At 56.5% G+C, this 18,946-nt stretch carries 18 protein-coding genes and 2 tRNA genes; 15 read left to right on the forward strand and 5 right to left on the reverse strand.

The window, feature by feature from the left end; genetic code table 11:
- The first annotated feature begins 3 nt into the window (after positions 1 to 3).
- Positions 4 to 945, forward strand: a complete 942-nt coding sequence (locus tag G5171_RS08140) for an ABC transporter permease (RefSeq protein ID WP_019445927.1) — start codon at positions 4 to 6, stop codon at positions 943 to 945.
- A gap of 73 nt (positions 946 to 1,018) precedes the next feature.
- Here the strand turns inward: G5171_RS08140 and dxs are convergent, their stop codons facing one another.
- From dxs to xseB, 3 genes are read right to left on the reverse strand one after another with little or no spacing between them, the layout of a single operon-like run.
- A complete protein-coding gene (dxs, locus tag G5171_RS08145) occupies positions 1,019 to 2,887 on the reverse strand; it encodes a 1-deoxy-D-xylulose-5-phosphate synthase (RefSeq protein ID WP_421244659.1) in 1,869 nt (622 codons plus the stop codon).
- Positions 2,888 to 2,908: 21 nt separating this feature from the next.
- Entirely contained in the window at positions 2,909 to 3,799 is an 891-nt protein-coding gene (ispA, locus tag G5171_RS08150; protein ID WP_005343523.1) for a (2E,6E)-farnesyl diphosphate synthase, read from the reverse strand.
- On the reverse strand, positions 3,800 to 4,051 hold the full coding sequence (gene xseB, locus G5171_RS08155) for an exodeoxyribonuclease VII small subunit (RefSeq protein ID WP_005338838.1): 252 nt from the start codon (positions 4,049 to 4,051) through the stop codon (positions 3,800 to 3,802).
- A 211-nt stretch (positions 4,052 to 4,262) separates the two neighbouring features.
- Here xseB and pomA point away from each other — a divergent pair, with 211 nt between their 5' ends.
- The 3 genes from pomA (at position 4,263) to greA (ending at position 6,556) form a co-directional block, all read left to right on the forward strand.
- The gene (pomA, locus tag G5171_RS08160; RefSeq protein WP_005358490.1) at positions 4,263 to 5,021 is read left to right on the forward strand and encodes a flagellar motor protein PomA; all 759 of its coding nucleotides are present in this window, start codon (positions 4,263 to 4,265) and stop codon (positions 5,019 to 5,021) included.
- A gap of 8 nt (positions 5,022 to 5,029) precedes the next feature.
- Positions 5,030 to 5,923, forward strand: coding sequence for a flagellar motor protein MotB (locus G5171_RS08165; RefSeq protein ID WP_421251342.1), 894 nt, complete (start codon positions 5,030 to 5,032; stop codon positions 5,921 to 5,923).
- Between the two features lie 156 nt (positions 5,924 to 6,079).
- Complete coding sequence (gene greA / locus G5171_RS08170; protein ID WP_041207974.1) at positions 6,080 to 6,556, forward strand: transcription elongation factor GreA; 477 nt, start codon at positions 6,080 to 6,082, stop codon at positions 6,554 to 6,556.
- Between the two features lie 50 nt (positions 6,557 to 6,606).
- Here greA and G5171_RS08175 read toward each other — a convergent pair whose 3' ends face one another.
- The gene (locus G5171_RS08175) at positions 6,607 to 7,191 is read right to left on the reverse strand and encodes a hypothetical protein (RefSeq protein ID WP_041207975.1); all 585 of its coding nucleotides are present in this window, start codon (positions 7,189 to 7,191) and stop codon (positions 6,607 to 6,609) included.
- Positions 7,192 to 7,294: 103 nt separating this feature from the next.
- On the reverse strand, positions 7,295 to 7,591 hold the full coding sequence (gene yhbY / locus G5171_RS08180) for a ribosome assembly RNA-binding protein YhbY (protein ID WP_033114153.1): 297 nt from the start codon (positions 7,589 to 7,591) through the stop codon (positions 7,295 to 7,297).
- A gap of 97 nt (positions 7,592 to 7,688) precedes the next feature.
- Here yhbY and rlmE point away from each other — a divergent pair, with 97 nt between their 5' ends.
- From rlmE to infB, 11 genes are all read left to right on the forward strand, one after another.
- A complete protein-coding gene (gene rlmE, locus G5171_RS08185; RefSeq protein WP_033114154.1) occupies positions 7,689 to 8,318 on the forward strand; it encodes a 23S rRNA (uridine(2552)-2'-O)-methyltransferase RlmE in 630 nt (209 codons plus the stop codon).
- A gap of 45 nt (positions 8,319 to 8,363) precedes the next feature.
- On the forward strand, positions 8,364 to 10,316 hold the full coding sequence (gene ftsH / locus G5171_RS08190; RefSeq protein WP_041207977.1) for an ATP-dependent zinc metalloprotease FtsH: 1,953 nt from the start codon (positions 8,364 to 8,366) through the stop codon (positions 10,314 to 10,316).
- A 60-nt stretch (positions 10,317 to 10,376) separates the two neighbouring features.
- Positions 10,377 to 11,222 (forward strand): dihydropteroate synthase, encoded by an 846-nt coding sequence (gene folP / locus G5171_RS08195; protein WP_421251341.1) that lies wholly within the window; start codon positions 10,377 to 10,379, stop codon positions 11,220 to 11,222.
- 15 nt (positions 11,223 to 11,237) lie between these two features.
- A complete protein-coding gene (gene glmM / locus G5171_RS08200) occupies positions 11,238 to 12,572 on the forward strand; it encodes a phosphoglucosamine mutase (RefSeq protein WP_005338823.1) in 1,335 nt (444 codons plus the stop codon).
- Positions 12,573 to 12,703: 131 nt separating this feature from the next.
- Positions 12,704 to 13,468, forward strand: a complete 765-nt coding sequence (gene tpiA, locus G5171_RS08205) for a triose-phosphate isomerase (protein WP_421251340.1) — start codon at positions 12,704 to 12,706, stop codon at positions 13,466 to 13,468.
- A complete protein-coding gene (secG, locus tag G5171_RS08210) occupies positions 13,469 to 13,795 on the forward strand; it encodes a preprotein translocase subunit SecG (RefSeq protein WP_005343541.1) in 327 nt (108 codons plus the stop codon).
- A gap of 7 nt (positions 13,796 to 13,802) precedes the next feature.
- Positions 13,803 to 13,887: transfer RNA gene (locus G5171_RS08215), tRNA-Leu, on the forward strand.
- Between the two features lie 91 nt (positions 13,888 to 13,978).
- Positions 13,979 to 14,055, forward strand: a tRNA-Met gene (locus G5171_RS08220).
- A 166-nt stretch (positions 14,056 to 14,221) separates the two neighbouring features.
- The gene (gene rimP / locus G5171_RS08225; RefSeq protein ID WP_005343544.1) at positions 14,222 to 14,680 is read left to right on the forward strand and encodes a ribosome maturation factor RimP; all 459 of its coding nucleotides are present in this window, start codon (positions 14,222 to 14,224) and stop codon (positions 14,678 to 14,680) included.
- A 14-nt stretch (positions 14,681 to 14,694) separates the two neighbouring features.
- Positions 14,695 to 16,194, forward strand: a complete 1,500-nt coding sequence (nusA, locus tag G5171_RS08230; RefSeq protein ID WP_005343546.1) for a transcription termination factor NusA — start codon at positions 14,695 to 14,697, stop codon at positions 16,192 to 16,194.
- Between the two features lie 24 nt (positions 16,195 to 16,218).
- Complete coding sequence (gene infB, locus G5171_RS08235; RefSeq protein ID WP_005343549.1) at positions 16,219 to 18,924, forward strand: translation initiation factor IF-2; 2,706 nt, start codon at positions 16,219 to 16,221, stop codon at positions 18,922 to 18,924.
- Positions 18,925 to 18,946: the final 22 nt, after the last annotated feature.

An 18,946-nucleotide genomic window follows, 5' to 3' on the forward strand; every position in this document is an offset into this window, starting at 1 on the left:
CAGATGACTAATGCTGTAACTGCAAGCCCAAGCCGTTGGGCACGATTCAAGAACTCTGACATCGTCTACTACTTCCTGCGGGACAAGGTAGCCATGTTCAGCTTTGCGGTGTTTGTGGTGTTCGTGCTGGCGGCGCTGCTGGCGCCTTGGCTCGCCCCGCACAACGTCTATGACCAGACCAGTTTTGATCTGATGGATGCCGAGTTGCCCCCCTCCTGGCTCGAAGGCGGCGAAGAGCGCTTCTGGCTCGGTACCGACAACCAGGGGCGGGATATCTGGAGCACCATCCTCTATGGCGCCCGTATCTCTCTCACTATCGGTCTGTTTGCTGTGGCCTTGCAACTGGTGCTCGGTATCGTCATTGGTCTGATTGCCGGTTATTTCGGTGGCCGCATCGACAACCTGCTGATGCGCTTTGCCGATGTGCAGCTGTCGTTCTCCACCATGATGGTGGCGATCATCATCTCCGCTATCTTTCAGGCAACCTTTGGCTCCGAGTTCTACTCGAAGTTCGCCATCATGATGCTGGTGGTGATCATCGGTATCGCCGAGTGGCCGCAGTATGCCCGTACCGTGCGCGCCTCTGTGCTGGCGGAGAAGAAGAAGGAGTATGTGGAGGCGGCCAAGGTGATGGGGTTCCGTGCCCCGCGCATCATGTTCCGCCACATTCTGCCCAACTGTTTGTCGCCCATTCTGGTGATCTCCACCGTGCAGGTGGCCAACGCCATCATGAGTGAAGCGGCGCTCTCCTTCCTTGGTCTGGGGATGCCGGTTGATCAGCCCTCGCTCGGTTCGCTTATCAGCGTCGGCTTTAACTACATCTTCTCCGGCTCTTGGTGGATCACCGCCTTCCCGGGCATCTGCCTGGTGGTGTTGGTGCTGGTCATCAACCTGTTGGGTGACTGGCTGCGGGATGTGTTTAACCCCAAGATCTACAAAGGGTAATCTAGGTCAGAAACACAAAATAAAAAGGGCGCCAGTGAGGCGCCCTTCTTTTGCTTGATAGCTTTAAGCGTTATCAGGCTTGCAGCCAGCTTTCGATGCTGCGCTGGATGCCTGCATCGTCCAGACCGAGCAGGGCATAGATCTCCTGCTGGGTGCCCTGTTCGACGAAGCGATCCGGCAGGCCGAGGTTGAGCACCGGCTTGCACTGCTTGCTGCGCATCAGCAGTTCGTTCACAGCCGAACCGGCGCCGCCCATGATGGCGTTGTCTTCCAGAGTGACAAACTGATCGTGGCTGGCTGCCAGCGACAGCACCAGCGCCTCATCTATCGGTTTGACGAAGCGCATGTCCACCAGGGTGGCATCCAGTGCCTCTGCGGCCGCTTTCGCGTGGTGCAGCAGGGTACCAAAGGCCAGAATAGCGGTGCCTTTGCCCTCTCGCAGGATACGTCCCTTGCCAAGCGCCAGTGCCTGCATTTCTGACGAGATAGGGGCGTCGCTCAGGCTGCTGCCGCGTGGGTAACGCACAGCGACAGGGCCCTGATGGAGATAGCCGGTATAGAGCATCTGACGGCACTCATTCTCATCAGATGGCGTCATCACCACCATGTTGGGCACGGTGCGCAGGAAGCTGATGTCGAACGCCCCCTGATGGGTCGGGCCGTCGGCGCCCACCAGACCGGCCCGGTCGATGGCGAACAGCACCGGCAGATCTTGCAGCGCCACATCGTGGATCACCTGATCGTAGGCACGCTGCAGGAAGCTCGAATAGATGGCGACCACCGGCTTCTTGTCGGCGATGGCAAGACCAGCGGCAAAGGTGACCGCGTGTTGCTCGGCAATAGCCACGTCGAAGTAGCGATCCGGATATTGCTGGCTGAATTTCACCAGCCCGGAGCCTTCACGCATAGCGGGGGTGATACCGACCAGCTTCTCGTCTTTGGCTGCCATATCGCACAGCCACTGGCCGAAGATGGCGGAGAAGGTGGGCTTGGCGCCACTTGCCTTGGGCAGGGAGCAATCGTCAGGATTGAACTTGGGCACAGCGTGATAACCGATGGGGTCTTTCTCCGCCGGCTCGTAGCCCTTGCCCTTCTTGGTTTTGACGTGCAGCAGCTGCGGGCCCTTGAGGTTGCGCATGTTGCGCAGGGTCTCGACCAGCGCCTCGATATCGTGACCGTCGATGGGGCCGATATAGTTGAAGCCGAACTCCTCGAACAGGGTGCCGGGCACCACCATCCCCTTGAGGTGCTCTTCGGCCCGCTTGGCCAGCTCCTTGACCGGTGGCAGCCCCGCCAGCACCTTCTTGCCGCCTTCGCGGATGGTGGTGTAGAGCTTGCCGGACATGACCCGGGCCAGATGGTTGTTGAGCGCGCCGACATTCTCGGAGATGGACATCTCGTTGTCGTTGAGGATCACCAGCATGTCCTTGTGAACATCGCCGGCGTGGTTGAGCGCTTCGAAGGCCATCCCTGCGGTAATGGCACCGTCACCGATCACTGCCACCACCTTGCGACCCAGCCCTTCGCTCTCGGCGGCGACCGCCATGCCGAGCGCCGCACCGATGGAGGTGCTGGAGTGGCCGACGGAGAGCACGTCATACTCGCTCTCGCCACGCCAGGGGAAGGGGTGCAGACCATCCTTCTGACGGATGGTGTGGATCTGATCTCGGCGCCCGGTCAGGATCTTGTGGGGATAGGCCTGATGTCCCACATCCCAGATCAGCCGATCGAACGGGGTGTTGTAGACATAGTGCAGGGCCACGGTCAGTTCGACAGTACCGAGACCGGAGGCAAAGTGTCCGCTGGAGCGGCTGACTGAGCGCAGCAGATATTCGCGCAGCTCGTTGCACAGCACCGGCAGCCGATCTTTGGGCAAGGAACGCAGCTCTATCGGGGTGTCCGCGAGAGCTAGGTTGGGGAAATTGCTAATATCAACGCTCATATTGTTACTGTTATCCAGCGTTTAGTGGGTTCGCTCGATGATGTAATCGGCAAACGCTTCCAGAATGTCGGTATTGTAGGGCAAGGATTGCAGGGCTGTTAAGGCTTTACCGTGCAGTTCGCGAGCCAGCTCACGGGCATTTTCGAGTCCGAGCAGGGCCGGATAGGTACTTTTCTCCAGCGCCAAGTCAGAACCTTGTGGCTTGCCCAGGGTGGCGGTATCACCTGTGATGTCGAGGATGTCATCCTGCACCTGGAAGGCCAGCCCGATGGCTGCTGCGTAGGTTTGCAGGGCCGCCAGCGTGGCGTCATCGACATCGGCTTTGCACAGGGCGCCGAGCGCCACGGCACACTCAATCAGCGCACCGGTTTTGTGGCGGTGTACCTGCTCCAGCTCGGCGAGCGAGATCTGGCGCCCTTCGGCCTGCAGATCCAGCGCCTGACCGCCGCACATACCGAGATAGCCGGAGGCGCGGGCGAGGGTACTCAGCATCCGCACCCGGTTGGCCATCAAGGTATCGGGCATGGGGTGATCGGCCAGAATGGAGAATGCCAGGGTCTGCAGCGCATCACCGGCCAGAATCGCGGTTCCTTCGTCAAACGCCTTGTGAACGGTTGGCTGGCCGCGACGCAGGTCGTCGTTATCCATGGCGGGCAGGTCATCGTGTAGCAGGGAGTAGGCGTGGATGCACTCCACGGCAGCCGCGGGGCCATCCAGCAGCTCGCTCTTGACGCCCAGCATCTCGCCGACCGCGTAGACCAGAAACGGGCGAACCCGCTTACCGCCCAGCAGCAGGCCATAACTCATGGCATCGCGCAGGCGCGGTGCCATGGCGGGCAAGGATTCAAGTTGTGCTGACAGACAGTCGTCAATACGCTGACGATGCAGACGGGAAAAATGGTCCAGCGCCACTCACTCCTCTCCTTGTTCTGGCTGGAAGGGGGCGAGCTGGTCACTGCCATCGGCTTGACTGAGCAGGATCTGGATCTTCTGTTCGGCCAGTTCCAGCTTCTGCTGACCGGCCCGAACCAGATGAACGCCCTGCTCGAACTGCTTGAGTGCCTCTTCCAGGGGTAGGGAACCTTGTTCCAGCTGATGAACGATGGTTTCCAGCTCTTCCAGAGTGGCATCAAAACTCAGACGGTCGATTTTTTTACTGGCCATGTCCATCCTCGGGGATTGAAAAAAACGGCTTATATTAACATCGACCGTCCACAGGGGGGAGGCAGAAAAGCATCGCCCCCTCAAACTCTCGCTAAACTGGCCGATAATGAGCCATCATTCTCAGTGGGTGCATGCTTGCCGCATGGGTCGCAATAGCAGAAAATTCAACAGACTATAAATAGACATAAGAACCGGTGACAGGAGTAGGGACGTGGATCTAGGCAGTCTGATAGGGATAGTGCTGGGTTTCGGGGTGGTGGTGTACGGCATGCTGCTGGGTGGCCCCATGAGCATGTATGTGGATATGCCATCGGTCTACATCACTGTATTGGGCTCAATCTTCATCGCCATGATGAAGTTCAACCTTGGCCAGTTCCTGATGGCATTCAAGGTGGCGGGCAAAGCCTTTATGTATAAGGGCGACAAGCTTGAAGACCTGATTACCAAAGCCGTTGAACTGGCTGACGCGGCTCGAAAAGGGGGCTTTCTGGCGCTGGAGGCCGCAGAGATCCCCAATGCATTTATGAAAAAAGGGATCGACATGCTGGTCGATGGCCACGATGCCGATGTGGTGCGTGCCGTGATGGAAAAGGATATCGACCTGACAGCCGAGCGCCATGTCATTGCCATCAAGGTCTTCCGTACACTTGGGGATCTGGGCCCTGCCATGGGGATGATTGGGACCTTGGTGGGGTTGGTGGCCATGTTGGCCAACATGAGTGACCCCAAGTCGATCGGCCCGGCGATGGCGGTGGCCTTGCTTACCACTCTGTACGGTGCGATAGAGGCCAATATGTTGGCGATCCCGATTGCCGATAAGCTGGAGCTGCGCAGCGGAGAAGAAAAGCTCAGTCGTACCCTGATCCTCGATGCCATTATGGGGATTCAGGATGGCCAGAACCCGCGGGTGATCCAGTCCATGCTGCAAAACTATCTGAACCAGTCCAAGCGTAATACCGGCACCGAATAGGAGGGAATATGTCTGATTGCAAATGCCCGCCTCCCGGCTTGCCCGGTTATATGGGTACCTTCGCCGACCTCATGTCCCTGTTGATGTGCTTTTTTGTGCTGCTGCTCTCGTTTGCCGAGATGGATGTGCAGAAGTTCAAGCAGATTGCGGGTTCTATGGAGAAGGCATTTGGGGTACAGAACATCCTCGAGGTGAAAGATATCCCAAAGGGGACCTCGGTAATTGCTCAGGAGTTTCGTCCCGGCCGTCCCGAACCAACCCCGATTGATACCGTGATGCAGCAGACCATCGATCTGACCCAGACTGAGTTGGATTTTTTGCCCGGTGAGGCCGAACAGGCTGGTGGTCAGGACAAGAGTGATGGTAAGCAGACGGGGGGCGATACTGCGCAGGATGCGAAGAAGGCGCAAGAACAGTCCAATACTCTAGCAAAAGCGCTGGCAGAGCAGATGAAAGATCAGATCCAGGATGGCGCTATCGAGATTGAGGCGCTGGGCCAGCAGATCATCATCCGGATCAGGGAAAAAGCGTCGTTCCCGGCCGGTTCGGCATTTCTGCAACCCCAGTTCTGGCCAGTCATTCGCAAGGTCGCGACCCTGCTCAAGGATGTGCCGGGTGAAATCACCATCTCCGGTCACACCGACAACGTGGCGACTGAAGATGAGCTGTTCCAGTCCAACTGGGAGTTGTCATCGCAGCGGGCGGTGGCGGTGGCGCACCAGATGCTGAAGGTCCCCGGTTTTGATCAGGGGCGATTGGTGGTGCAGGGGATGGCGGATTCCCAGCCATTGGTGCCCAATACCACCCCGGAAAATCGTCGGATGAACCGGCGGGTGGAGATCGCCATCATGCAGGGCAAGCCGACCGTTTCGGCGCCAATTTCCGTACCGGAAGGGAAGTAAGCGAGGGGAATGTCGATGATGCAAGTGGGATCTGCATCAGGGAGCTGACATGGATTTTGTGCCGGCTTCATATTAAGATGCCTCATCCGAACCGACTGCTGCGGCTTTCTTGCTGATCGCCGCAGCTTCTATTTTCAAGCAACCCAGGTTTCGACTATGAACCATACTCCGATGACTGTTCGCGGTGCTGAGAAGCTGCGCGAAGAGCTCGAATATCTCAAGACCGAGCTGCGTCCCCAGATTATCGAAGCGATTGCCGATGCCCGTGAGCACGGTGATCTGAAGGAAAACGCCGAATACCATGCTGCCCGCGAGCAGCAGGGGTTCTGTGAAGGCCGCATTCAGGAGATTGAAGCCAAGCTCTCCAATGCCCAGGTGATCGATGTCACCAAGATGACCAACAATGGCCGCATCATTTTTGGCGCGACCGTGACCCTGCTCAAGAGTGAGACAGAGGAAGAGGTTGTCTACCGCATCGTGGGTGATGATGAGGCCGACATCAAACAGAACCTTATCTCCGTCAATTCACCGATTGCCCGTGCCCTGATCGGCAAGGAAGTTGACGATGTGGCCATCGTCAAGACTCCGGCTGGTGACGTGGAGTACGAAGTGCTGGAAGTCGCTTATCTCTAAGCGCTGCAGTATTTGATGGGACAGGGGAGCGGGTGCTCCCCTGTTTCTCTTTACCCAGCCTGATAGGCCTCGGTAAAGGCATCCTGATGACGTTGAAACAACCAGTGGCGCAGGCGTTCTATGTCGCTTTCGCTCATCTGGAAGCTGATCGCCCAGGTGGCGCTGGCCGGGTTGGATTTGATTAACCTGACCAATCGTCCCTGCAGTGGCAGAGGTTCCTCCTCATCGAGACAGAGTTCGCCGTTGAGCTGTGTATCCGCCACCATGCCGAGAGGCATGTGCTCGACGATGAGCCCGTTGAGGGAGAGGCTGAGCACCTGATAGTGCCCCTGCTCGGTACGCAACCGCGCTTTCTGGCTGAGTCGCCAGGCGCGAGGGCGGGCAAACCCCAGCTCCCTGATCACCGGAGCAGATAGACGTGGCTCGATAAAGCCATCTTCTCTTTGGGTAAAGGTGAGGGGAAAGCGTAGCTGGTGTCCTGCGAAGCGGGCTTCGAGAACGAGATTGTCGGCTTTTTGCAGCAAGCCAAGCATGGGGCCGTCGAGGTGACCACTCAGGAGATGACTCTCCTGATTGCTCCCCAAGTCCCGCAGCATGGCCAGCTCATCGTCGGTTAGAATTTGATGGTGAGCCATAGCGCGTGTCCGGAAGTATTCATCGCAGGTTAAGGGGTTGGCGACTACTTTGGCAAGCGACTCGGGAAGAAGTGGAAGAAGGAAAGAGCTGCGCTCTTTCCTTTTATTTGCGGGGCAGCTGGATCTTGGGTTCGTTGGCCTGACGATAAATGGTCAGCACATGGCCCATGCTCTGTACTTTGACTGAACCGGTTTCACGGACGATGGCATCCATAACCAGTTGTTTCATCTCACGATCTTCAGACGCAACCTTAACCTTGATCAGCTCGTGATGGTTCAGTGCCAGATCGATCTCAGCCAGTACGCCTTCGGTCAGACCATGCTGACCCAGCAGGACGACAGGTTTGAGGCTGTGGGCAAGGCCCTTGAGGTACTGTTTCTGTTTGTTGTTGAGAATCATCGCAATTTCTTCATAAGTCAGGGTTGAAAGGGGCGTATTCTACCCCCACTTAGCCCTTAATACTAATAACCCTTGTGGTTTTTTAAAGTCGATTATCATGACCCAGAAAAAACATTCCCCCAGTTCAACCCGCTGGTTAAAAGAGCATTTTGACGATCAATACGTCAAAAAAGCCCAGAAGTTGGGACTGAGATCCCGTGCCGTGTTCAAGATCGACGAGATCCAGGGCAAGGACAAACTGCTCAAGCCGGGCATGACGGTGGTGGATCTGGGGGCGGCCCCCGGTGGCTGGTCCCAGTTCGCCATCGACCAGGTCGGTGACAAGGGGCGGGTGATCGCCTGCGATATTCTGCCTATGGATTCCATCGCCGGTGTCGATTTCCTTCAGGGCGACTTTCGGGAGGAAGCTGTACTGGGCGCGCTGCTGGAACGGGTCGGCCCGGACAAGGTAGATGTTGTCATGTCCGACATGGCGCCGAACATGAGCGGTACCCAGCAGGTGGATCAGGCCCGTTCCATGTATCTGGTCGAACTGGCGCTGGACATGTGCAATCAGGTATTGCGCGGTGACGGCAGTTTCGTGGTGAAAGTGTTTCAGGGAGAGGGGTTTGATGCCTATCTCAATGAAATTCGTCAACTTTTTACCACTGTCAAGATTCGTAAACCAGACTCGTCCCGCGCTCGTTCACGGGAAGTCTACATTGTGGCTACCGGTTTTAAACTGTAGTACCCTAACCTTCATCGTTAACTGTCAGTCTGCGAGGTTACTGATTTGAGTGACATGGCGAAAAATTTAATCCTGTGGCTGGTCATCGCCGTCGTGTTGATGTCGGTGTTCAATAGCTTCAGCCCCAGCGATACCTCAAGTCGCCAGCTGGACTATTCCAGCTTCGTTAAAGAGGTGACCCAAGAGCAGATCCGTGAAGTGCGGATGGACGGTAAGGTCATTAATGGCGTCAAGCGTACTGGTGAGCGTTTCACCACCATCATTCCGGCGCCGGATCCCCAGCTCCTCAACGATATGCTCAATCACAACGTCAAAGTGATGGGCGAGAAGCCGGAAGAGCCGTCTTTGCTGACCTCTATCTTCATCTCCTGGTTCCCGATGCTGCTGCTGATCGGTGTCTGGGTCTTCTTCATGCGTCAGATGCAGGGCGGCGGTGGCAAAGGTGCCATGTCGTTTGGCAAGAGCAAGGCTCGCCTGATGAGTGAAGATCAGATCAAGACTACCTTTGCCGATGTAGCTGGTTGCGATGAAGCCAAGGAAGAGGTGAAGGAGCTGGTCGACTATCTGCGCGACCCGAGCAAATTCCAGAAACTGGGTGGCAAGATCCCGACCGGCGTACTGCTGGTAGGCCCTCCCGGTACCGGTAAAACCCTGCTGGCCAAGGCCATTGCGGGTGAGGCCAAGGTGCCTTTCTTCACCATTTCGGGTTCCGATTTCGTGGAGATGTTCGTCGGTGTCGGTGCCTCCCGGGTACGTGACATGTTCGAGCAGGCCAAGAAATCTTCCCCCTGCATCATCTTCATCGATGAGATCGACGCCGTCGGTCGCCAGCGTGGCGCCGGTCTGGGCGGTGGTCACGATGAGCGTGAGCAGACTCTTAACCAGATGCTGGTCGAGATGGATGGCTTTGAAGGCAATGAAGGCATCATCGTCATTGCTGCCACCAACCGTCCTGACGTACTGGATCCTGCACTGCTGCGTCCGGGCCGTTTCGACCGTCAGGTTGTGGTTGGTCTGCCAGATGTTCGTGGTCGTGAACAGATCCTGAAAGTGCACATGCGCAAGGTTCCGCTGGCTGATGACGTCAACCCGGCGCTGATTGCCCGTGGTACCCCAGGTTTCTCCGGTGCTGATCTGGCCAACCTGGTCAACGAAGCAGCGCTCTTCTCTGCTCGCGAGAGCCGCCGTGTGGTCTCCATGGCCGAGTTCGAGAAGGCGAAGGACAAGATCATGATGGGCGCAGAACGCCGCTCCATGGTGATGAAAGAGTCCGAAAAGGAGATGACGGCCTATCACGAAGCGGGTCACGCCATTATCGGCCGCGTGGTGCCGGATCATGATCCCGTCTACAAGGTCTCCATCATCCCGCGTGGCCGTGCGCTGGGCGTGACCATGTACCTGCCTGAACAGGATCGCTGGAGCCACTCCAAACAGCATCTGGAGTCCATGATCTCCAGCCTGTATGGCGGTCGTCTGGCGGAAGAGCTGATCTACGGAGCCGAGAAGGTATCTACCGGTGCGTCCAACGACATCGAACGAGCTACCGACATCGCACGCAAGATGGTGACCCAGTGGGGTATGTCCGAGCGTCTCGGCCCGATGCTTTATGCGGAAGAAGATGGCGAGGTGTTCCTCGGTCGCAGCATGGCCAAGGCCAAGCACATGTCAGACGACACTGCTCGTATCATCGATGCCGAAGTGAAGCAGGTCATTGATCGCAACTACGACCGCGCCAAGCAGATCCTGCTGGATAACATGGATGTGCTGCACAGCATGAAAGATGCGCTGATGAAGTACGAAACCATCGATGCCAAGCAGATCGATGATCTGATGGCCCGTCGCGAGGTTCGTGCCCCGAGCAACTGGCACGACGAGCACGGAGATACGCCACAAGGCGGATCAACTGTTGCCGCCGAGCCCAAGCCGGCAGCTGCGGACGAGAGTGCTCCGGTTGCGGATGCCAATATCGACAAAGCCAACGACATCCCGGCTAAATAAATCCTGTTGTTGAAAACCCCGGGCTTGCCCGGGGTTTTTATTTTGCGAATGGAAGTGAAGATGCAGCTGATTAGCAAGGGGCTTAGCCTCTCTCTCGAACGTCCCCATGTGATGGGGATCCTCAATGTGACGCCCGACTCCTTCTCCGATGGTGGTAATTTCAACCAGCTTGAACGGGCAATGGCCCATGCGCGCCAGATGGTCTCTGACGGTGCGACCCTCATCGACATCGGTGGCGAGTCTACCCGCCCTGGCGCGCCCGATGTGAGCGAGCAGGAGGAGCTGGACAGGGTCATTCCTGTCGTGGAGCAGATGGCCCGTGAGCTGGATGTGATGATCTCCCTCGATACCTCCAAAGCTTCTGTGATGCGGGAGGGTTGCAAGGCGGGAGCCCATCTGATCAACGATGTGCGGGCACTGCAGGAGCCTGGAGCACTGCAGGCAGCGGCCGAGGCTGCTGTGCCTGTCTGCCTGATGCATATGCAGGGGCAGCCGAGAACCATGCAGGTCGAGCCCCATTATGACGATCTGATCGGAGAGGTGCGCGCCTTTTTTGAGCAGCGCATTGCCGCTTGTCTGGCAGCCGGGATCCAACGCGAAGATCTGTTGCTGGATCCGGGATATGGCTTTGGCAAGACCCTTGCACACAACTATCAGCTGTTGGCGGCCCAAAAGGAACTGCTTGATTATGGCTTGCCGCTATTGGTGGGGATGTCGCGAAAGTCTATGATAGGCAACCTGCTGGGCCGTCCGGTGGATGAGCGTCTGGCGGGCAGTCTGGCATGCGCCCTTATCGGCATGCAGCATGGGGCCCGCATCATCAGGGTACACGATGTACGGGAGACCATGGACGCATTGCGCGTCGGTTGGCTGGCAATGACGGGACAAGATTTTATTTCCAGATAATAAAGAGAACAGACAATGGCAAGAAAGTATTTCGGCACAGATGGTGTGCGCGGCAAAGTCGGCGAATACCCGATCACCCCTGACTTCGTGATGAAATTGGGTTGGGCTGCAGGCAAAGTGCTCTCCAAGAAGGGCACCAAAAAGGTGCTGATTGGCAAAGATACCCGTATCTCCGGTTACATGCTGGAATCCGCGCTGGAGGCGGGGCTCTCCGCGGCAGGCCTTAAGGCCATTCTGATGGGGCCCATGCCCACCCCGGCGGTTGCCTACCTGACTCGCACTTTCCGTGCCGAAGCTGGCATCGTCATCAGCGCCTCCCACAATCCATTCTATGACAACGGCATCAAGTTCTTCTCCGCCGACGGCACCAAGCTGCCTGATGATGTCGAGCTGGCTATCGAAGCCGAGTTGGATCACGAGCTCAAGTGTGTCGAGTCGGCCGAACTTGGTAAAGCGGTGCGCATTGATGATGCCGCCGGTCGCTATATCGAATTCTGCAAGAGCACCTTCCCCTCTCACATGAATCTGGATGGGGTGAAAATGGTGGTGGACTGCGGTCATGGCGCTACTTACCACATTGCGCCGTCGGTTTTCCGCGAGCTGGGTGCTGAAGTGATCACCATGGGCTGTGCCCCGGATGGCCTCAATATCAACGATGGTGTTGGTTCGACTGCGCCTGACGCTCTGGTTGCCAAGGTGCTGGAGTGCAAGGCTGATCTGGGGGTTGCCTTTGATGGTGACGGTGACCGTCTGATCATGGTTGACCATACCGGCTATCTCATCGACGGTGATGAAGTGCTCTATATCATCGCACGGGATGCCTTGCGCAACGGTCGTCTCAAGGGCGGTGTCGTCGGTACCCTGATGGCCAACATGGGTCTGGAACTGGCGTTGCAGACACTGGGTATCCCATTTGCCCGTGCCAAGGTAGGCGACCGCTACGTGCTGGAGATGATGGAAGAGAAGGGCTGGCGTATCGGTGGCGAGAACTCCGGTCACATCATCTGTCTTGATCAGACCACCACGGGTGATGGCATCGTGGCCGCTTTGCAGGTGCTCACTGCCATGCGTAGTGCCGAGATGCCGCTAGCCAAGCTGCGCTCCGGCATGAGCAAGTTCCCGCAGGTACTGGTCAATGTTCGTTTTGCCGAAGGCAAGGATCCGCTGGCCGCTGATGCTGTCATGGCTGAGGTTGCCAAGGTGGAACAGGAGCTGGCTGGTCGTGGTCGCGTACTGTTGCGTAAATCCGGTACCGAACCACTGATCCGGGTCATGGTCGAAGGCGAACATGAACAGCAGGTGCGTGACATGGCTCAACGCATCGCCAAACAGGTCGAGTCGGCGTTTTAATGAACAAATAGGGCGGCTTTTTAGCCGCTCTGGTTGTATCTTGTTCAAACGATTCGAAAATTTAAAAATAGCACTTGTCAGCTGAGCATCCTCTGGATATTATCAGCCCCGCTTTCGCAAGGGAGTTGCCGATGGGACATCGCAAACCGTTTGTAGCAGCCAACTGGAAGCTGCACGGTAGTAGGTCGCAGTTAGAGCAGTTTACGAGTCAGTGCCTGAGCGGTGTTGACGAAAAAGTAGATGTAGTTCTCTGTCCTTCCCATGTGCATCTCGATTTTAGCGCTTCGCTGCTCAATGAGCAGAAGGTGATAAAGTTGGGGGCTCAGAATGTGAGTCAGCACGCTACTGGCGCTTACACCGGGGAAATCTCGTGTCAGATGCTGGTTGAGGCAGGGTGTCGTTACGTATTGGTAGGACACTCCGAGCGCAGGCGTCTCTTTGGTGAGACCAGTTTTATCGTCGCAGAGAAGTTTGCGGCAGCTAGAGCGGCAGGCTTGATTCCCATCCTCTGTTTGGGTGAGTCAGGGGCGGCTAGGCAGGCGAGAAGAGCCTTCGAGGTGATAGCTGAAGAGCTGGATATCGTCATAGAGAAAAATGGCGCGATGGCTTTCGATAATGCTATCATCGCCTACGAGCCGATTTGGGCTGTAGGTACAGGTAAATGCGCCACACCCGAGCAGGCACAAGAGGTTCATTCCTTTATACGTGGTCGCTTGGCGGAGGATACTCCGGTAATAGGTGAGAAAGTTAGGATCATCTATGGTGGGAGCGTAACGCCGAGCAATGCGAGAGATTTGTTTGCCCAACCCGACGTAGACGGCGGATTGATTGGCAGAGCGAGTCTTGATAGCGATGCGTTTTTAGGAATTGTTGAAGCGGCAAAGGGTGCAAGTTAAATGTACGAGATTCTTTTGGTCGTTTATCTGCTGGTTTCACTGGCTCTGATTGGTCTGGTGATGATTCAGCAAGGTAAAGGGGCTGATATGGGCGCCTCCTTCGGCGCAGGGGCATCGAATACTGTATTCGGCTCCAGTGGTTCAGGCAGTTTCCTGACCAGAACAACAGCGATTTTGGCTACTCTGTTTTTCGTAATCAGCCTGGTGCTCGGCTCTATGTCCAGCAACAAGGTAAAACAGGGTAGTGAATGGGAAAATCTGCAACAAACCCAACAGGTTGAGCAGACCAAAGCGCCAGTGAAGAAAGATACTGACGTTCCCGAGTAAGAGTTTTGCCGTGGTGGTGGAATTGGTAGACACGCTATCTTGAGGGGGTAGTGCTCTAGGGTGTGCGGGTTCGAGTCCCGCCCACGGCACCAATTAAGTAGTGACCCGGGTGACCGGGTATATTATAGCCAGTCAGTCTTGTATCGAGAGAGTGAAGTGGCTATAATCTCGCACGATTTCGGACGCGGGGTGGAGCAGCATGGTAGCTCGTCGGGCTCATAACCCGAAGGTCGTCGGTTCAAATCCGGCCCCCGCAACCAAATTTCACGCATTTCCTACGCTCAGGAAGGCGGTCGCTGCGAGGCGACAATCAGGGTAAAGCGCCAAGCCCCGATTTGACATCGGGGCTTTTTGTTATGTGCAATTTACTCTGAATCGTTCTCTATCTGGGCTTTATGCCCTTTTTTTGTTTTTCGGAGGGTGACTTTGGCTACGTTGGAACAACGTTTGACCGATCTGCTCGAGGCTCCGGTCGTTGCCTTGGGTTTTGAACTTTGGGGTATTGAGTTTATCCGTGCGGGTAAACACTCCACCTTGCGCGTCTATATCGACGGTGAGCAGGGTGTGACCGTTGAAAACTGTGCTGAAGTCAGCCATCAGGTTGGCGCCATCATGGACGTTGAGGATCCCATCACCGAGGAGTACTACCTCGAGGTATCTTCCCCAGGTCTGGATCGTCCGTTGTTCAAGGTTGCCCAGTTCGAAAAATACGTTGGCCAAGAGGCGGCGGTAACGCTTCGGATGGCAACAAACAACCGCCGCAAGTTCAAAGGCGTAATCAAAGCTGTTCAGGGCGACATGATCACCCTGACGGTAGATGGTAAGGACGAAGTGTTGGCTTTCACCAATATCCAAAAAGCGAACATAGTGCCGAACTTTGGTTAACGAGGCTATCGGATATGAATAAAGAGATTTTGCTGGTCGTTGACGCTGTGTCCAACGAGAAAGCTGTACCCCGCGAGAAGATTTTCCAGGCTCTGGAGACTGCGCTGGCGACTGCGACCAAAAAGAAATATGAAGGCGAGATTGAAGTTCGGGTCGAGATCGATCGCAAGACCGGTGACTACGACACCTATCGTCGCTGGCTGGTAATCGCAGATCAAGCCGCGATGGAAAACCCCTATGCTGAAATTACCCTGGAAGCGGCGCAGATTGATCAGCCAGAAATCCAGATCGGCGAGTATGTTGAAGACCAGATCGACTCTGTGACCTTCGACCGTATCACTACCCAGACCGCCAAGCAGGTTATCGTGCAGAAAGTGCGCGAAGCGGAGCGTTCACAAGTAGTTGATCAGTTTAAAGATAAAGAAGGCACCATCATCAGTGGTGTCGTCAAGAAGAGCAACCGCGACAACGTCATCCTGGATCTGGGCAGCAATGCTGAAGCCGTGATCTTCCGTGATGACATGCTGCCGCGTGAAACCTTCCGCCCGGGTGACCGCGTTCGTGGCCTACTCTACGCAGTACGTCCAGAAGCCCGTGGTTCTCAGCTGTTTGTCAGCCGTTCCAGCCCGGACTTCCTGAAAGAGCTGTTCCGTATCGAAGTACCGGAGATCGGTGAAGAGATGATCGAAATCATGGGCGCTGCCCGTGATCCGGGTTCCCGCGCCAAGATCGCGGTGAAGACCAACGATCGTCGTATCGACCCGATTGGTGCCTGTATCGGTATGCGTGGTGCCCGTGTGCAAGCTGTCTCCGCCGAGCTGAGTGGTGAGCGCGCCGACATCGTGCTGTACGATGACAACCCGGCCCAGTATGTGATCAATGCCATGGCACCTGCCGATGTGGCCTCCATCATCGTTGATGAAGACAACCACACCATGGATATCGCCGTGGAAGCTGCCAACCTGGCCCAGGCTATCGGCCGCAATGGTCAGAACGTGCGTCTGGCCTCCCAGTTGACCGGTTGGGAGCTGAACGTGATGACCGTCGAGGACATGCGTGCTAAGCACCAGGCCGAGAACGACCGCATCATGAACCTGTTCACCAGCACCCTGGATATCGATGACGATTTTGCCGGTCTGCTGATGGAAGAGGGCTTCTCGACTCTGGAAGAGATCGCCTTCGTGCCGGTTAACGAGTTGCTGGCTATCGACGGTCTGGATGAAGACATGGTCGAAGAGCTGCGCAAGCGTGCCAAAGATGCCCTGACTACCCAGGCGCTGGCCAAAGAGGAGTCTTTCGATGGCGTCGAGCCGTCCGAAGAGCTGCTCAATCTGAACGGTCTGAGTCGTGAACTGGCATACGCTCTGGCGGGCCGCGGCGTGGGTACCCTGGAAGATTTGGCTGAGCAAGGTATCGATGACCTTGCTGGTATTGAAGGGCTGACTGCCGAGAAGGCGGGTGAGCTCATTATGGCTGCTCGCAATATCTGTTGGTTCGGAGAAGAGCAGTCTTAAGTAAGATCAAACGGAGGAAAATGAATGGCAGAAGTATCAGTCAAACAACTTGCCACTGACATCGACACACCGGTTGATCGTCTTCTCCAGCAGTTTGTCGATGCCGGTATCAGCAAGAGCAAGGCCGACGACATGGTCAGCGAGTCTGAAAAGCAGACTCTGCTGGCACACCTGAAGAAACAGCATGGAGGTGACGAGGTCGCCGCTCCTGCCCGCATGACTTTGCAGCGCAAGACCAAGAGCACCATCAGTGTTCAGGGAACCGGCGGCAAGAACAAAGAAGTGCAGGTGGAAGTTCGCAAATCTCGCACCTATGTAAGACGCTCGGCGCTGGAAGAAGAACAGCGTCAGGCGGAAGCCGAGGAAAAAGCGCGTTTGGAAGCAGAAGAAAAAGCTCGTCGCGAAGCCGAAGAGAAGGCTCGCCTCGAAGCTGAAGAGAAGGCTCGCCGTGAGGCTGAGCAGGCTCGTCGTGAAGCTGAGGAAAAGGCGCGGATCGAGGCACAACAAAAGGCTCGACAGGCTCAACAGCCCGCCAAAGCAGCCAGTAGCACAGCTCAGCAAGAGGCAGAAAAGATGGCCAAGCGCGAAGCAGAAGAACTGAAGCGCCAACAGGAACAGACAGCTTTGAAAAAAGCTGAAGAACTCGCCGCGAAGAAAGCCGAAGAGGCTCGCATCATGGCGGAACAGAACGCAGCCCGCTGGGCTGAAGAAGAAGCTGCTCGTGCCAAAGAGAGCAGCGATTATCACCTGACAACCAACAAGCATGCGCAAGCTGCAGAAGACGAGCTGGATCGCAAAGAAGAGACCAGCCGTCGTACTGCCGCTGCCGCTGTCAAGGCACCGAAAAAGGCGGGTCGTCGCGATGATGATCGCAATGATCGCAACTCCCGTGATCCGCGTGCCCGTAAAGGCAAACGTGGCAAGGTCGCTACCCCGAACGCCATGAAGCATGGCTTCAACAAGCCGGCTGCCGTGGTGAACCGCGACGTTGTCATCGGTGAGACCATCACCGTGGCCGAGCTAGCCAACAAGATGGCCGTCAAGGGCGTTGAAGTCATCAAGGCGATGATGAAGATGGGGGCCATGGCCACCATCAACCAAGTGATCGACCAGGAGACCGCTCAGCTGGTCGCCGAGGAGATGGGTCACAAGGTTGTGCTGCGTCGTGAGAATGAGCTGGAAGAGGCGGTACTGTCCGATCGTGACGAGACCTCCGAAGCCAAGCCGCGCGCACCTGTCGTTACCATCATGGGTCACGTTGACCACGGTAAGACCTCGCTGCTCGACTACATTCGTAAAGCCAAGGTTGCTGCTGGCGAAGCCGGTGGTATTACCCAGCATATCGGTGCTTACCACGTCCAGACCGACAGTGGCATGATCACCTTCCTGGATACCCCGGGTCACGCGGCGTTTACCTCCATGCGTGCTCGTGGTGCCAAGGCGACCGACATCGTGGTCCTGGTTGTTGCAGCTGACGACGGCGTGATGCCGCAAACCATCGAAGCAATCCAGCACGCCAAGGCGGCCGGTGTGCCGCTGGTTGTTGCGGTCAACAAGATCGACAAGCCTGAAGCGGATCCGGATCGCGTCAAGACCGAGCTGGCCCGTTACAACGTCATGTCCGAAGATTGGGGTGGAGACTGCCAGTTCGTGCACGTATCTGCCAAGTCCGGTCAGGGTATCGACGATCTGCTGGAAGCCATCCTGATCCAGGCTGAAGTACTGGAGCTGAAAGCGGTGGTTGACGGTATGGCCAACGGCGTCGTGATCGAATCCTTCCTAGATAAAGGTCGTGGTCCGGTTGCTACCGTACTGGTACAAGAAGGTACTCTGCGTCAGGGCGACATCGTTCTGTGTGGTCTCGAGTACGGCCGTGTTCGCGCCATGCGTGACGAACTGGGTCGCGAGATCAAGGAAGCGGGTCCGTCCCTGCCGGTGGAAATCCTGGGTCTCTCCGGCGTTCCCTCTGCCGGTGACGAAGCCACTGTTGTCCGTGACGAGAAGAAAGCCCGTGAAGTGGCGCTCTATCGTCAGGGCAAGTTCCGCGAAGTCAAGCTGGCTCGCCAGCAGAAGGCCAAGCTGGAAAACATGTTCGCCAACATGACCGAGGGCGAAGTGTCCGAAGTAAACGTGGTGATCAAGGCCGACGTACAAGGTTCTGTGGAGGCGATCTGCGATGCGCTGGTCAAACTCTCCACCGACGAAGTGAAGGTGAAGATCGTGGGTTCCGGCGTAGGTGGCATCACCGAAACCGACGCGACCCTGGCTGCTGCTTCCAGCGCCATTCTGGTTGGTTTCAACGTTCGTGCCGACGCGTCTGCGCGCAAGGTCATCGAATCCGAGAGCCTGGATCTGCGTTACTACTCCGTCATCTATGACCTGATCGACGAAGTGAAGCAGGCCATGAGCGGCAAGCTGGCCCCTGAGTATCGTCAGGAGATCATCGGTCTGGCTGAAGTGCGTAGCGTCTTCAAGTCGCCGAAGTTCGGCGCCGTTGCTGGCTGTATGGTTACCGAAGGTGTGGTCAAGCGTTCCAACCGTATTCGCGTTCTGCGTGACAACGTGGTTATCTATGAAGGCGAGTTGGAATCCCTGCGCCGCTTCAAGGATGACGTCAACGAAGTTCGCAACGGTTACGAGTGTGGTATCGCGGTCAAGAACTACAACGACGTGCGCGAAGGCGACCAGATCGAAGTTTACGAGACTGTTGAAATCCAACGGACTCTGTAAGCCGAGAGTTAGACAAAATAGG

Origin of the sequence: Aeromonas sp. 600774 (assembly GCF_049175075.1) — a bacterium.
GTDB classification, from domain to species: domain Bacteria; phylum Pseudomonadota; class Gammaproteobacteria; order Enterobacterales; family Aeromonadaceae; genus Aeromonas; species Aeromonas veronii_A.

Coding starts and splice junctions, on each gene's coding strand:
- tpiA (WP_421251340.1), top strand. CDS start 12,704: ATGGGACATCGCAAACCGTTTGTAGCAGCCAACTGGAAGCTGCACGGT.
- folP (WP_421251341.1), top strand. CDS start 10,377: ATGCAGCTGATTAGCAAGGGGCTTAGCCTCTCTCTCGAACGTCCCCAT.
- infB (WP_005343549.1), top strand. CDS start 16,219: ATGGCAGAAGTATCAGTCAAACAACTTGCCACTGACATCGACACACCG.
- secG (WP_005343541.1), top strand. CDS start 13,469: ATGTACGAGATTCTTTTGGTCGTTTATCTGCTGGTTTCACTGGCTCTG.
- G5171_RS08140 (WP_019445927.1), top strand. CDS start 4: ATGACTAATGCTGTAACTGCAAGCCCAAGCCGTTGGGCACGATTCAAG.
- glmM (WP_005338823.1), top strand. CDS start 11,238: ATGGCAAGAAAGTATTTCGGCACAGATGGTGTGCGCGGCAAAGTCGGC.
- greA (WP_041207974.1), top strand. CDS start 6,080: ATGAACCATACTCCGATGACTGTTCGCGGTGCTGAGAAGCTGCGCGAA.
- dxs (WP_421244659.1), bottom strand. CDS start 2,887: ATGAGCGTTGATATTAGCAATTTCCCCAACCTAGCTCTCGCGGACACC.
- rlmE (WP_033114154.1), top strand. CDS start 7,689: ATGACCCAGAAAAAACATTCCCCCAGTTCAACCCGCTGGTTAAAAGAG.
- G5171_RS08175 (WP_041207975.1), bottom strand. CDS start 7,191: ATGGCTCACCATCAAATTCTAACCGACGATGAGCTGGCCATGCTGCGG.
- G5171_RS08165 (WP_421251342.1), top strand. CDS start 5,030: ATGTCTGATTGCAAATGCCCGCCTCCCGGCTTGCCCGGTTATATGGGT.
- xseB (WP_005338838.1), bottom strand. CDS start 4,051: ATGGCCAGTAAAAAAATCGACCGTCTGAGTTTTGATGCCACTCTGGAA.
- yhbY (WP_033114153.1), bottom strand. CDS start 7,591: ATGATTCTCAACAACAAACAGAAACAGTACCTCAAGGGCCTTGCCCAC.
- nusA (WP_005343546.1), top strand. CDS start 14,695: ATGAATAAAGAGATTTTGCTGGTCGTTGACGCTGTGTCCAACGAGAAA.